This window comes from Brevibacillus centrosporus, assembly GCF_003710815.1.
Classification (GTDB): domain Bacteria; phylum Bacillota; class Bacilli; order Brevibacillales; family Brevibacillaceae; genus Brevibacillus; species Brevibacillus centrosporus.
Genome location: NZ_RHHP01000002.1, coordinates 103434 through 115173 on the forward strand (window position 1 = coordinate 103434; position 11740 = coordinate 115173).

Genomic DNA, 11740 nt, shown 5'->3' on the forward strand with positions numbered 1-11740 from the left:
TATGTGTGGTTAGCGCTTTTGCTGCTCGCGCTCAGCGAGTACTTCCAGGAATGCTTGAGCAAAGCGCAAGGTTTTTTGTACTTGCGGATCCTTCAGCATTTTGAGCATACCAAACAAACCGATCGTAGACGACTCGACGTGAGAACGGTCGTTAGCTTCGATTGCTGCTTGGGCGATTCCTTTTGCTTTGTCTTGGATCGGTTTGACGAACTCTTCCATTCCGCCTTTGAGGTCCTGGATCAGCACTTGGTCATTTGCCACTGTCTGTACCAGATCGTACGTCTTGGTCAGGATTGTTGTCATCTCTGCCAATTTAGGCAAATTCGCCACCAAAACAGTTAACGATTCTTGGATTTCCGGTTTCATCAACTGATCGAGCACATCCATTTGCTCGGGTGCCAGAGCCGCTGTAGTAGCTGCTTCAGCTTGTTGCGTAGTTGTTTGTGACATAAGAAAACGTCCTCCTTTGCTTTGGAATAGAGGCCTGGTATTCTCGTTGCCTGTTCATCCGAGTGACGGCCGAAATTCACCCTGTATCCGATAGTCTAACCTATTTGTTCTATTTTTCACAAAGTGCAGTATGCAAACGGATGGAAGTATCAATGTGCAATATTTCACAAGTTGATATAACAGGCTAGTCGCTCTTCCAGATCAATTCTAGGGAACAGGCACGAATAAGAACTCTATGCCTATACTATATACCTTCTTCGCAGGAACAGCAAAGGAAAAAAACCGCTTCTTCAGTAAGAAGCGGCGGTCGACAGTTTTTTATAATAATCTTTGATGACTTGATGATGCTTGTCATGTATATCCGTAAAGATCAATTCAATCACTGTCTGCGTGTCCTGAAACGTCTTTTCTACCACTTTGGCCATTCCGACAATCTCCATCTGCTGGTTCGGTACCGTAAACGACAGATGGATGAAATCACCCTTTGACACGTAGGAGTCGGTACGAAGCACCAACCGAGTCGGAGAAAATTTGAGCAGTTCCGCTTCTCCTTTTTCCTCGATCGGTCTTGCTCCCATCACCTTGAACGGAACGTGAATCGGCCTGTCTGGTGAGACTAGTCCGTTTTTTCCCATCGTCACGATTTCTACGCCTATCGCGATTGGGATCAATGCCAACAGCTTGACCGGCCATATCGTTTGCTCTTGTACGACTTCCAGATCAACGGTGTTGACAGCCGCATCCGTTTCCCACCGCAAACGCACGGTTGAACCAATCAGTGCTGTCTTGGCTTCCGCGTTCATCTCTGTGGACACTACGAGATACCCACCTTTTACATGCTCCACCATGACTTGCAATGGTGTCTTGACTTGCCTGGAGATCATCATCGGTAAAATGGATCCGCGCTGGAACCGTTTATCTGATAGAAATGGGCTAAGAGATGGGACATCCGTCATGGTTTTCGTCACTCCACGAAATCAAACTCAAGCTTACCGATGCGTACGGTATCTCCATTACGGGCACCGTGCTTGCGCAGGGCTTCATCCACTCCCATGCTGCGCATGATTTTGGCAAAGCGCTGAGCGGCATCGTAGCTGTTCAGGTTGGTCATTCTAACCAGCTTTTCAATTCTATCCCCACTGACTACGAACACGTCGTTGTCACGTGTGATTTCAAATGGATCTGGCTCTTTCTCAGCCTTGAACACGACACGTTCTTCGACTTCAGCCACTTCTTCGACAGCTGGCTTGTCCGGAATAGTCGCCAAGAGATCACCGACGGCATACATCAGCTCCTGAACGCCTTCTTGAGTAGCCGCAGAAATTTCGTAAACCGTCACGCCCGGGACTTTTTCCTTGAAGCGCGCCAGGTTCTCCTGGGCCTCGGGAATGTCCATTTTGTTGGCAGCCACGATTTGCGGCCTGTCTTCCAGCTTCAGGTTGTACAGCTTCAGCTCGCGGTTGATCTGCAAATAATCCTCGTACGGGTCACGTCCATCGACGCCAGCCATGTCAATCACGTGCACGATCAAACGCGTACGCTCGACGTGACGCAGGAACTGATGACCTAATCCGACGCCTTCATGCGCCCCTTCGATCAAACCTGGCAGGTCGGCCATGACAAAGCTGTTCTCCCCCACTTCCACCACACCGAGGTTTGGTGTCAGCGTCGTGAAGTGATACGCGGCAATTTTCGGCTTGGCTGCTGTCACGCTGGACAACAGAGTAGACTTCCCTACGCTCGGATAGCCAACCAAACCTACATCTGCAATCAGTTTCAGCTCCATCACGATGTAGCGTTCCTGACCCGGTTCCCCGTTTTCCGAGATGTGCGGAGCTGGGTTGGATGAATTGGCAAAACGCATGTTTCCTCTACCGCCGCGCCCGCCTTTTGCAATGACTGCTTTCTGGCCATGCTCGACCAGATCCGCGATCACTTCTTTGGTATCATCATCGATGACGGTTGTTCCCGGTGGCACGCGTACCAGCATGTCTTCCGCGCCTGCGCCGTGCTGTCCTTTATTGCGGCCATGCTCCCCACGCGGTCCTTTGAAGTGCTTCTGGTAGCGGAAATCAACCAGTGTTCGCAGTCCTTCATCTACTACAAACACAACATCTCCGCCGCGACCGCCGTCACCACCGGCTGGTCCACCTAATGGAACGTATTTCTCCCGGCGAAAGGAGACGGCTCCGTTTCCCCCGTCCCCGCCTTTTACATAAATCTTTACCTGATCGACAAACATGGTGTCACCTCTTTCATTACGCGAATGGAATCCGCAAATCCAAAATCCATTCCTCTTCCGTATGTATCCACTCGGTGACCTCCACCGTACTCTGTTCATTTTTACGTATCAGTTTTTCCAGTTCTTCCAATCCGGATGCACATAGCTTTCCGGCCAGGTCAAAACGAAAATGAACGCCGCATGCGTCCGCTACCAAGGAAAGCTGCATGCTCGCAGGTTCATAGCTGTTAGGATCTACATGATCGTTCACTGTGCATAATATCTCTGACATCAGCTGAAACAATTGCTGCTCACTCAGTGCGACCCTCATCAGATCCACTTCGTTGCACACTTCTACTTCCAAAAGCATTTCCTTGTTCAGCGCATTAAATGTCAAGAAAAAGACAGACAACAGAGAGCTGTTCAAACGGGCGATCATGCTTTCTTGCATAGCAAGCTCCGCAATGCGTTTTAAATGCGCTTCTCCCTGTTCAGTACGGTTCAAATGCAAATAGCCGAGCAGAACCTGAACGTGGTTCAACCAGTCATGCCGCTGCCGGTTCAGTACGGTAAGCAGCTGGTCAGTTTGCTGCGTAAACAGCCTCCGCTCGTCCCTCATCACATTCACCCAAGTCGATAAGATTTCTTTCTGTCCTATTGTACCACAAAAAATTCCCGTATAAATAAGAAAACCTCTACTGAATAAAACAGATCGCTATCCTTTATATTCCCCTTTTCTCCAAAGAGAAAACACCAGCTAGAAAAAGAAAAACCCAGCAACAAGGCTGGGTTTCCTTTCATCCACTATTTACGCTTCAGAAGCAACTGGTTCGATCACAACTTGTTTGCGATCGCGGCCCAGACGTTTGAAACGAACAACGCCGTCTGCTGTTGCAAACAGAGTGTCGTCTCCGCCCTTCATTACGTTAGCACCTGGGTAAATCTTCGTACCGCGTTGGCGAACGAGGATGTTTCCAGCTGTAACGAATTGACCGTCACCACGTTTCACTCCCAGACGTTTGGAAATGGAATCGCGACCGTTCTTTGTGGAACCTACCCCTTTCTTCGAAGCGAAGAACTGTAGGTCTACAGGAAAACGAAAGTTCATGTCAGACACCTCCTTGCCATTTTGTATCATGAACCGTAACGTATTTTCCGTATGATTCAGCAATCATAAACAGAGAGACAACCATGCCCTCAGCTAAAAGCTGCTGCTTTTCGCTGACCAGCGGGTCTTCTACAGGACGCACGTTCCATTTCAGGAACCCGCCATCCTTCTCTGCGAGCTGAACATCCGGATCACTATTGAGCAAAAGATCTACGGCATTAATCGTTCCCATACTCACCGCCGAAACAGCGGAGCAGACAATGTCTGAACCATGCTTAGCAGCGTTGGCATGTCCCGAAACGGTAATGGCTTCAATCTCATTTTGCTCATTTCTCTGCACTTTTACGGTAATCATCGGATTCGTCCAAAATTAAGCGTTGATTTTTTCAATCACAACTTTGGTGAATGGTTGACGATGACCTTGTTTGCGACGGTAGTTTTTCTTGGCTTTGTATTTGTACACGATAATTTTGGATTGTTTACCGTGTTTTTCTACTTTACCAGTTACCGTAGCACCAGCAACAGTAGGAGCACCTGCAGTTACTTGACCGTCCTTGTTTACCAACAGAACTTTGTCAAAAGTAACAGCTTCACCTTCGTTGCCAGCCAGTTTCTCGATGAAGAGAACAGAACCCTCTTCAACTTTGTATTGCTTTCCACCGGTTTCGATAATTGCGTACACTGTGTGCACCTCCTATACTCAGACTCGCCCCAGCAGGTGCGTCGCAAGCGACGACTTATGTACCTGATTCGTGCGGTTACAGTATGCACGAGACATAGCTGCATGACAAACCTTAGGTTATCACAGCACAGAGCGCCCAGTCAAGTCATTTACTCTTGTTTTCCGTACAATCGTTTGGCTTCTTCTGTACGACCGGCGTACACGATTCGATACTCGTCCGGCTTTAACGCAGGAGCTTCAAGCAGGAACAAGTGCACAGGCCACAGCTTCTGCTGCTCGCTGCCCAGCTCAGACAAAGGATGATACAGCCGTCTCGGCAGTTCAATTACCGCTGCCTCTGCCTCTTGGCCTTTCGCAAGAGACGTCAGCTCGCTGCATAGACGGCGCTTCATTTCATCGACCGACCTTACTCGACCACGGCCATCGCACGCAGCACAAGGTTCCGTCAATCTCTCCGACAAGCTCGCACGCACGCGCTTCCTGGTCATTTCCACAAGTCCAAGAGCAGTCATGCCTAAAACGGTGGACGGCACAGGATCACGGGCTAGCTCCCGTTTCAGCACTGCCAACACCTTTTCCTTGTTCGCCGCTTCCTTCATGTCGATGAAATCGATGATGATAATCCCGCCAATATCGCGAAGCCTAAGCTGTGCTGCAATCTCTACAGCAGCTTCCACATTCGCGACAGTAATCGCCTGTTCCCTTTGCTGGCCGCCTTTCCCTGTGAATGCGCCCGTATTGACATCGATAACCGTCATCGCTTCTGTTCGATCGATGACCAGATGCCCCCCGCTTTGCAGTGGTACCTGCCGATTCAATCCCCGCTGAAGCTGCGCATCGATTCCCAGCTGCGTAAATAACGGCTCTCTGCCCTGGTACGCGCCCAGCTTGTTCAAGTCTTCCTCGGCAAGCACCTGCATCACTTCTTTTACCTGCTGAAGCGTAGGAGCGTGCTCCACCAGCACTTCCTCCACTCCCCAAGCAGCCAAGTCTCTGATGATCGACTCTAGCAACGCCATTTCTCTCGTCACAAGTCCGGGACCTTTTAACTGGTCTGCATGAGCTATCATTTCGCACCAACGCTTCTTCAAATATTCCAGTTCTTCGCGGAGCCTATCTTCTGGCGCGTCTTTCGCTTCCGTCCTTACGATGACGCCTTCTTCAGGTGCGAGATGCGCCGAAAGCCTCTCAGAGAGCTGCTGTCTGACTGCCGGATCGGTAATCTTGCGGGAAAGGGATACACCTGCTTCCACCGGGAGATACACGAGGAACCTGCCCTGCAAGCTAATCCGCGCCGTCACTTTCGGCGCCTTCAGCTCCGTGCCTTCCTTGCTCACCTGTACGATTACCTTTTCACCGACCTGCACTCGCTCGCTGATATTCGCTTTGCCAGGTGCAGAACCTCTCCTCGGCAAGGTGTCATCCACATACAGATAAGCATTTTGACCGACGCCAATATCGACAAAAGCGGACGAAATCCCCGGCAAGACATCCGCGATCCGACCGCGATACACATCTCCTGCCAAAACTCCCTGCCCTTCGTTCTCCTCACGCCACTCAAGCAACCGCCCGTTTTCGAGCAATGCTGCTCGCAGCACACCACCGCTCCCGCTAATCGCTACTTGTCTCAACGCATTCACTCTCCTACTCCCTGCTTGTCCCGTACCTATTTGCCCGAAAAAAGGACTTTCGGACTTCCAGAAAGTAATCCTATCACAGGTATTTGGAAAAGAAAAGGCAAGCTGCCAAAGGAGAAATGACGATGAGAGCTGACTTGTTGAAAATGCGCCCCCTGCTTCAGCAGGATGCTCCTTTCTTGGTTAAATGGCTTTCAGACAAGCGTGTGCTGCACTATTACGAAGGACGTGACCGCCCTCATGATCTACAGCTTGTTCATGAGCATTTCTACCCGAAAGATGACGATACGTCCCGCTGCCTCTTTCTCTATGACGGACATCCTATCGGGTACGGGCAGTATTACCCGTTGGATCAGGAGAGCAGGCAGGCATATGGATATGATGCTTCTACCATCATCTACGGCATAGATCAGTTCATCGGGGAACCGTGGTACTGGGACAGAGGCCTCGGGACCTTCCTCGTTCAAAGCCTTCTCGTTCACCTGTCTACGCATTTTGGTGCTCAGAGGGTTGTCCTCGATCCGCAGGCTTCCACTGCTCGCGCGATACGCTGCTACGAAAAGTGCGGCTTCCAGAAAGTAAAATGGCTTCCTCGTCGCGAATGGCACGAAGGAAGCATGCGAGACTGCTGGCTTATGGAGTGGAATTCCCTTTCCTAGACAAGCTGACCGATCTTGGCATCGTGCTTCTGCTCAAAAAGCAAGGCATGCAAAAGCTGTTCCTCCGCGAGCAGCCCGGCTCCCTGAACGTAAAACAGGTGGGAGCACCCTCGCCTCAGCTTGTGCGCAACCTCCAGAACAGTCTCTCCCGGCTCGACACTGAGTGCCTGAACGGCGTATTCATCCGGCTGCCGAACGTATTTTTCCATGAGAAAACGAAAGAATTGATAGGGAAAACGAAGAAACGCTTGAATATTGACCGCAAGCAGGTATACCCCGATCACAAGCACATTGATCTTAAGCTCCCATGCCGACAAGCCTACCAAAAGACCCGCCAAGAGCGTACTGCCTGTCAACGAAATAATCGCTGCTTGGCGGTAAGGCATAAACCAGCACAGGATCGCCTGGACAATTCGTCCGCCATCGAGCGGCCAGATGGGAAGCAAATTAAACAAAGCGATCGTCACGTTGCTGATCAGAAAGAAGTACGCCCATTCCTCTGTCCATATGCCCGTGTACCAGAACAAGTAGGAGACAGCCATCATCACGACATTCAAGAATGGTCCAGCCAGCGCGACCACGATTTCATCCAGCGGGTCGGTCGCATAGGCATCCTCCATTGTTGCGACTCCACCGAAGGGCAGCAGCTGTACTTCTGTCACGGTCCAGCCCAGCTCACGCGCCATCGCTACATGGCCAATCTCGTGGATGAGCACAATGACGAACAGCGTAAGTACCTCTAAAAAATGGCCCGTCATGATCGACAGGCCAATAACCGCCCAGAACAGCAAGTGTATGCGAATTCGAACCCCAAAGAAAGCTCTACTCAAATGGGATCACATCCAGCGGATTCACGAATTGATCCTCCTGCTTGACCCCCAGATAAAGATGCCTGGAGCTGTTGTTCACCGCCCTTGCCACTCCGATTTCCTGCCCTGCCTGCAAAACGTCATCTTTTGCTACAGCGACTCGCTCCAGATTTCCAAACCACACTTCGCGGTCTTTCGTTAAACGGACAACTACCGTTGTTCCGTATCCTTGCTTTTCCCCCACATACGTGACCCAACCCGTTTCACCAATCGTTACCTGATCATTCAAAGCCGTGGTCAGTACGACTTTCGCACTTTTCGGTTCAAAGGACTTGACTACCTTCCAGTTCGCCGGCAGTTTCCAAGCATCCACCTGTTTTGTCGTCGTACCCGCTGCAGGTACAGCATTCGGACCATGAAGAGAAGGAAGCAGAGTAGGCAACGAGCCAAATCGTGCTTCATACCAATCGGCCACACCCGAAAAATTAAAGTCGCGAGTCATGACTTCACGTGCTGAGTTTTTCCACGTCGCAGGAATGAGCGACGTCTGAAAGAGCAAGTAGGCTGCACCGACTAACAGTACCGATGCAAGAATTTGCAGCCCCCACATCTCATGTGAATGGCGGTGATTCACCGGATCTTCCTCTTCTTTGAGCGAAAAGGCGAACGGCTCCGCAGTAGGCTCAATAGGGTCCTTCCAATCATCCACAAAAGGCGAAAAGCTGTCCCGCGGCTGCATGCGGATCCGCTCTAACCTCTCCCGTCTTCTCTCTTTCACCCGATCGACTTCACGAAACATCCTCATCCCTCCGCAGGCCAAGCCTTTGTACCATCTTATGACTTGTCTACCTGCTTTATGACCCGTGTCCAAGTGGGCATTTCGTATCAATAGGCTCTTGAAAAACAAAAAAGACAGTCTCCCCATTGAGAGACTGCCTCTGAATCTGCCGAAGTTAAATTACAGTTTAGTTACGCTAGCAGCTTGAGGTCCACGGCTACCTTGAACGATTTCAAACTCAACCTTTTGACCTTCGTCCAGAGATTTGAAACCTTCTGACTGGATCGCGCTGTAGTGTACGAATACGTCGTCTCCACCTTCAACTTGGATGAAGCCGTATCCTTTTTCCGCATTGAACCATTTTACGATACCTTGTTGCATGAAACAAAACCTCCCTGAACATTACGCCCCACGAGGCGAAAAAGTGTAGCGTCAACCCTTTTTTACAGAAAGCTTTTTGCGTCAAGGAAAAAAGTCGTACATAGCTGAGATTGACAAATGGTTCGTCACACTCAACCGGTACGACTCCATAACCAATCCATCAAACACTATAACTTGTAAAAATGGTTAACTTAGGATGATTTTATCACAGCGCCTTCCATTTGTCACGCTTTTTAGTCAAAACGCAGCTTGTCCTTGCGCATGCCTACATTCAAAACTACACCGATAATCAGGAAGTTCGTAATCAGCGAGCTCCCCCCGTAGCTAATAAAGGGAAGCGGAATCCCGGTGATCGGCATCAGCTGAATGGTCATGCCGATGTTCTCAAAGATTTGGAAGGTCAGCATGCCGACCACACCCGCTACTACATAGGAGCCAAATGGATCTTTGGCTTCCATCGCGATACGGATCATGCGATAAATCAAAAAGAAGAACAGGATCATCAGAAGCCCTGCACCCATAAACCCAAGCTTTTCTGCAATGACGGTGAAGATAAAGTCGCTCTCTCCAACCGGAACCCAACCAAAGCTCGCTTGCGTCGGTGTATCGATACCTTTTCCAAAGAGCTGACCAGAGCCAATCGCGATCAAAGCCTGCTTTAGCTGAAAGCCTCTTCCCATCGCCTCCAGATCCGGATCCATCCAGAAGATGATCCGATCCCATTGGTACGGCTTAATGATCTTAAAGAAAATCTCCTGCTTGTATTGATAAAGCAGCGTCATGCCAGCAAAAAAGCTGCCTACAAGAGCTCCCACGTAGACGACGTGCTTCAAGCGGATCCCACCGACAATCAGCATCGTTGCGAGCATACCGGTATAGACAAGGGCCGTCCCCAAGTCAGGCTGTACTAGAATTAACAGCAGCGGAACGCCTACGAGCGAAGCCACCGGGATCAGCTTGTAAAAATAGTAAAACCGATCCGGATCCTCTGCCCGCTTTGCCATGAACCGGGCTACCGTCAAGATGGTGAACAGCTTCATCGGCTCTGACGGCTGCAGCAGCACTGGGCCGAGATCATACCAGCTTGTTGTATTGTTGATCGGCTTAGTCTGAAAAACTCCGATCAAGAGGATCAGTCCGATCGCGTACAAAACATACGACATGTTGTAGAACAGGCGGTAGTCAAACAACAAGGTACCCACTAGTACCACAAATCCAACGATGTACCAGATGACCTGCTGATGAGCTTTATCGACACCTGCGGCAGAACCGGAGATTCCCAGGTAACTGAAGATCCCGAGTCCCACCAAAATCATGATGATGGTCCAGTCGACAGTTTTCAAATGTCGTTTTTCCAGGTCCATGCTCGTCCTCCTAGAAAACGTGGCTCCCACCTTTTTCAGACGGGAGCCATGCCTAACCTATTTCAAGCCAAAAAACTTGCGCATTTTATGGAGCATCCCTGCTTTTTCTTCTAATGGCTGCAGGGGTACAGCTTCACCCAAAAGTCTGCGGGCAATATTGCGATACGCGATCGAAGCGCGAGACTCGTGGTTCATCACAGCTGGCTCCCCTTGGTTTGCTGATTTGATGACATGATCATCATCCGGTACCACACCGATCAAGTCAATGGCGAGCAAATCCAGAATGTCCTCTACATCCAGCATATCACCATTTTTCACCATATGCGAACGCACACGGTTGATAACCAGCTTCGGCATGCCTACCTTTTCCCGCTCCAAGAGTCCAATAATCCTATCAGCGTCACGCACTGCCGCTTTTTCCGGTGTCGTAACGACTATCGCCTGATCAGCACCTGCCACTGCATTGCGGAAGCCTTGCTCAATTCCGGCAGGGCAGTCGATGATGACGTAATCGAATTCACGTTTCAATTGCGTAACGATTTCTTCCATTTGTTCAGGTGTAACTGCAGACTTGTCTTTCGTCTGGGCAGCCGGCAAAAGCGACAGATTTTCAAATCGCTTGTCCTTAATCAACGCCTGCTGCAATCGGCATGCGCCTTCTGCAACATCGACCAGATCGTAAATGATCCGATTCTCCAAGCCCATGACAACATCCAGGTTGCGCAGACCGATATCCGTATCGACCATGCACACCTTTTGACCCAGCAAAGCAAGTGCAGTACCTAAATTCGCGGAGGTGGTCGTCTTACCCACGCCGCCTTTACCCGAAGTTACGACTATTCCTATCCCCACGTCCGTTCCCCCTCTTCACTCTACCCACAAGCCTCAAGCCTTCTTTTCTCCCAGTTCTGGCCGGATCCGCGCCAGATAGTTCATTTTCGCCACCAGCATCGTTTCATTTTCCAGGTACGCAAACTCTGTACCCCCGGAATGATTGGTCCACTCTTCCCCTGGCTTGCTGATTACATCGGCAATCCTCAGCTGGGTAGGACTCATCACGGCTGCAGCAATAATGACCTGACTGTCACCATCGATCCCTGCATGGGCATAGCCTCGCAGATGACCCAGAACATAGATATTTCCCGTACTGCGAACGATTCCTCCCGGGTTGACATCCCCCAAAAGGAGCAAGTCTCCGTCGTACTCGAGTACTTGACCGGAGCGAACCGTGTGTACCTGGACGGAAAAATGTGTTTTCAGGCGTTCGGCAAAAGCTTCCTCTTTTGTGATCACATCCGCCTCAACGGTATGAATGACCAGATTCCCCTTTTGCCGAATAATTTGAGTCAACTGCTCCTGTTGTTCTGGTGAGCAGTACCTTTTCCCCAATTTAATGGATACCCGTATCAGCGGTCCTGACAAAATCTGTTGATGGCTATGCTCTATTTTTTCACGCACATCGGTCAGCAGTTCTTCGAAGGAACAGGTATCGTCCATGAAGAAGACGAGCCCCTCTTTTGTTCCTTTGATTGTGACCTTGCTTTTCACAGTCGTCACCTGTTTCACCTCGACCGATACCATTCGCCATACAGAAACTTTTTTCCTGCTCTACTTGAAAAATTTGCCGAATCGGGTCACATCACGCCGTTTG

At 50.1% G+C, this 11740-nt stretch carries 15 protein-coding genes and 1 other annotated feature; of the genes, 1 reads left to right on the forward strand and 14 read right to left on the reverse strand.

All coding sequences use genetic code 11. From position 1 onward, the window contains the following. Nucleotides 1–9 precede the first annotated feature (9 nt). The 8 genes from EDM55_RS03755 to EDM55_RS03790 all read right to left on the reverse strand — a co-directional run bounded on the left by EDM55_RS03755 (nt 10) and on the right by EDM55_RS03790 (nt 6092). Nucleotides 10–450, reverse strand: coding sequence for a helical membrane plugin domain-containing protein (locus tag EDM55_RS03755; RefSeq protein WP_092269533.1), 441 nt, complete (start codon nt 448–450; stop codon nt 10–12). A gap of 290 nt (nt 451–740) precedes the next feature. Continuing rightward, nucleotides 741–1406, reverse strand: coding sequence for a PilZ domain-containing protein (locus EDM55_RS03760; protein ID WP_092269537.1), 666 nt, complete (start codon nt 1404–1406; stop codon nt 741–743). Nucleotides 1407–1414: 8 nt separating this feature from the next. After that, nucleotides 1415–2692: a GTPase ObgE gene (obgE, locus tag EDM55_RS03765; RefSeq protein ID WP_092269540.1), complete on the reverse strand. Its 1278-nt coding sequence runs from the start codon at nt 2690–2692 to the stop codon at nt 1415–1417. A gap of 16 nt (nt 2693–2708) precedes the next feature. Next, nucleotides 2709–3290, reverse strand: a complete 582-nt coding sequence (locus tag EDM55_RS03770; protein WP_092269543.1) for a Spo0B C-terminal domain-containing protein — start codon at nt 3288–3290, stop codon at nt 2709–2711. Nucleotides 3291–3479: 189 nt separating this feature from the next. Continuing rightward, nucleotides 3480–3779 carry a 50S ribosomal protein L27 gene (rpmA, locus tag EDM55_RS03775; RefSeq protein ID WP_055743112.1) on the reverse strand — a complete coding sequence of 100 codons (300 nt, stop codon included), beginning with the start codon at nt 3777–3779 and terminating at the stop codon, nt 3480–3482. 1 nt (nt 3780) lies between these two features. Next, nucleotides 3781–4134 carry a ribosomal-processing cysteine protease Prp gene (locus EDM55_RS03780; protein ID WP_092269546.1) on the reverse strand — a complete coding sequence of 118 codons (354 nt, stop codon included), beginning with the start codon at nt 4132–4134 and terminating at the stop codon, nt 3781–3783. A gap of 15 nt (nt 4135–4149) precedes the next feature. Continuing rightward, nucleotides 4150–4461 (reverse strand): 50S ribosomal protein L21, encoded by a 312-nt coding sequence (rplU, locus tag EDM55_RS03785; protein WP_122924804.1) that lies wholly within the window; start codon nt 4459–4461, stop codon nt 4150–4152. Between the two features lie 10 nt (nt 4462–4471). Continuing rightward, nucleotides 4472–4549 (reverse strand) — a sequence feature (ribosomal protein L21 leader region). Nucleotides 4550–4610: 61 nt separating this feature from the next. Next, the gene (locus tag EDM55_RS03790) at nt 4611–6092 is read right to left on the reverse strand and encodes an Rne/Rng family ribonuclease (protein WP_122959650.1); all 1482 of its coding nucleotides are present in this window, start codon (nt 6090–6092) and stop codon (nt 4611–4613) included. A gap of 125 nt (nt 6093–6217) precedes the next feature. Between EDM55_RS03790 and EDM55_RS03795 the strand changes: the two genes are divergently transcribed. Further along, nucleotides 6218–6757, forward strand: a complete 540-nt coding sequence (locus tag EDM55_RS03795) for a GNAT family N-acetyltransferase (RefSeq protein ID WP_373863315.1) — start codon at nt 6218–6220, stop codon at nt 6755–6757. On the opposite strand, the gene EDM55_RS03800 is transcribed toward EDM55_RS03795, so the two are convergent. The 6 genes from EDM55_RS03800 to minC all read right to left on the reverse strand — a co-directional run bounded on the left by EDM55_RS03800 (nt 6754) and on the right by minC (nt 11646). Continuing rightward, nucleotides 6754–7515 carry a M50 family metallopeptidase gene (locus tag EDM55_RS03800; protein WP_373863317.1) on the reverse strand — a complete coding sequence of 254 codons (762 nt, stop codon included), beginning with the start codon at nt 7513–7515 and terminating at the stop codon, nt 6754–6756. The two genes, EDM55_RS03795 and EDM55_RS03800, sit on opposite strands and share 4 nt — an antisense overlap. Before the next feature lie 64 nt (nt 7516–7579). Beyond that, a complete protein-coding gene (locus EDM55_RS03805; protein ID WP_122959652.1) occupies nt 7580–8365 on the reverse strand; it encodes a M23 family metallopeptidase in 786 nt (261 codons plus the stop codon). 159 nt (nt 8366–8524) lie between these two features. Beyond that, nucleotides 8525–8725 (reverse strand): cold-shock protein, encoded by a 201-nt coding sequence (locus tag EDM55_RS03810; RefSeq protein WP_005832370.1) that lies wholly within the window; start codon nt 8723–8725, stop codon nt 8525–8527. Between the two features lie 233 nt (nt 8726–8958). Beyond that, nucleotides 8959–10089: an FtsW/RodA/SpoVE family cell cycle protein gene (locus EDM55_RS03815; protein ID WP_092269566.1), complete on the reverse strand. Its 1131-nt coding sequence runs from the start codon at nt 10087–10089 to the stop codon at nt 8959–8961. 57 nt (nt 10090–10146) lie between these two features. Next, the gene (minD, locus tag EDM55_RS03820) at nt 10147–10941 is read right to left on the reverse strand and encodes a septum site-determining protein MinD (protein ID WP_092269570.1); all 795 of its coding nucleotides are present in this window, start codon (nt 10939–10941) and stop codon (nt 10147–10149) included. 33 nt (nt 10942–10974) lie between these two features. Beyond that, on the reverse strand, nt 10975–11646 hold the full coding sequence (gene minC / locus EDM55_RS03825) for a septum site-determining protein MinC (protein ID WP_092269735.1): 672 nt from the start codon (nt 11644–11646) through the stop codon (nt 10975–10977). Nucleotides 11647–11740 lie beyond the last annotated feature (94 nt).

Bases quoted from the DNA above. Each gene is read 5' to 3' on its own strand.
- EDM55_RS03755 (WP_092269533.1), bottom strand. From the start codon at position 450: ATGTCACAAACAACTACGCAACAAGCTGAAGCAGCTACTACAGCGGCT.
- EDM55_RS03760 (WP_092269537.1), bottom strand. From the start codon at position 1,406: ATGACGGATGTCCCATCTCTTAGCCCATTTCTATCAGATAAACGGTTC.
- obgE (WP_092269540.1), bottom strand. From the start codon at position 2,692: ATGTTTGTCGATCAGGTAAAGATTTATGTAAAAGGCGGGGACGGGGGA.
- EDM55_RS03770 (WP_092269543.1), bottom strand. From the start codon at position 3,290: ATGAGGGACGAGCGGAGGCTGTTTACGCAGCAAACTGACCAGCTGCTT.
- rpmA (WP_055743112.1), bottom strand. From the start codon at position 3,779: ATGAACTTTCGTTTTCCTGTAGACCTACAGTTCTTCGCTTCGAAGAAA.
- EDM55_RS03780 (WP_092269546.1), bottom strand. From the start codon at position 4,134: ATGATTACCGTAAAAGTGCAGAGAAATGAGCAAAATGAGATTGAAGCC.
- EDM55_RS03795 (WP_373863315.1), top strand. From the start codon at position 6,218: ATGACGATGAGAGCTGACTTGTTGAAAATGCGCCCCCTGCTTCAGCAG.
- EDM55_RS03800 (WP_373863317.1), bottom strand. From the start codon at position 7,515: ATGACGGGCCATTTTTTAGAGGTACTTACGCTGTTCGTCATTGTGCTC.
- EDM55_RS03805 (WP_122959652.1), bottom strand. From the start codon at position 8,365: ATGTTTCGTGAAGTCGATCGGGTGAAAGAGAGAAGACGGGAGAGGTTA.
- EDM55_RS03810 (WP_005832370.1), bottom strand. From the start codon at position 8,725: ATGCAACAAGGTATCGTAAAATGGTTCAATGCGGAAAAAGGATACGGC.
- EDM55_RS03815 (WP_092269566.1), bottom strand. From the start codon at position 10,089: ATGGACCTGGAAAAACGACATTTGAAAACTGTCGACTGGACCATCATC.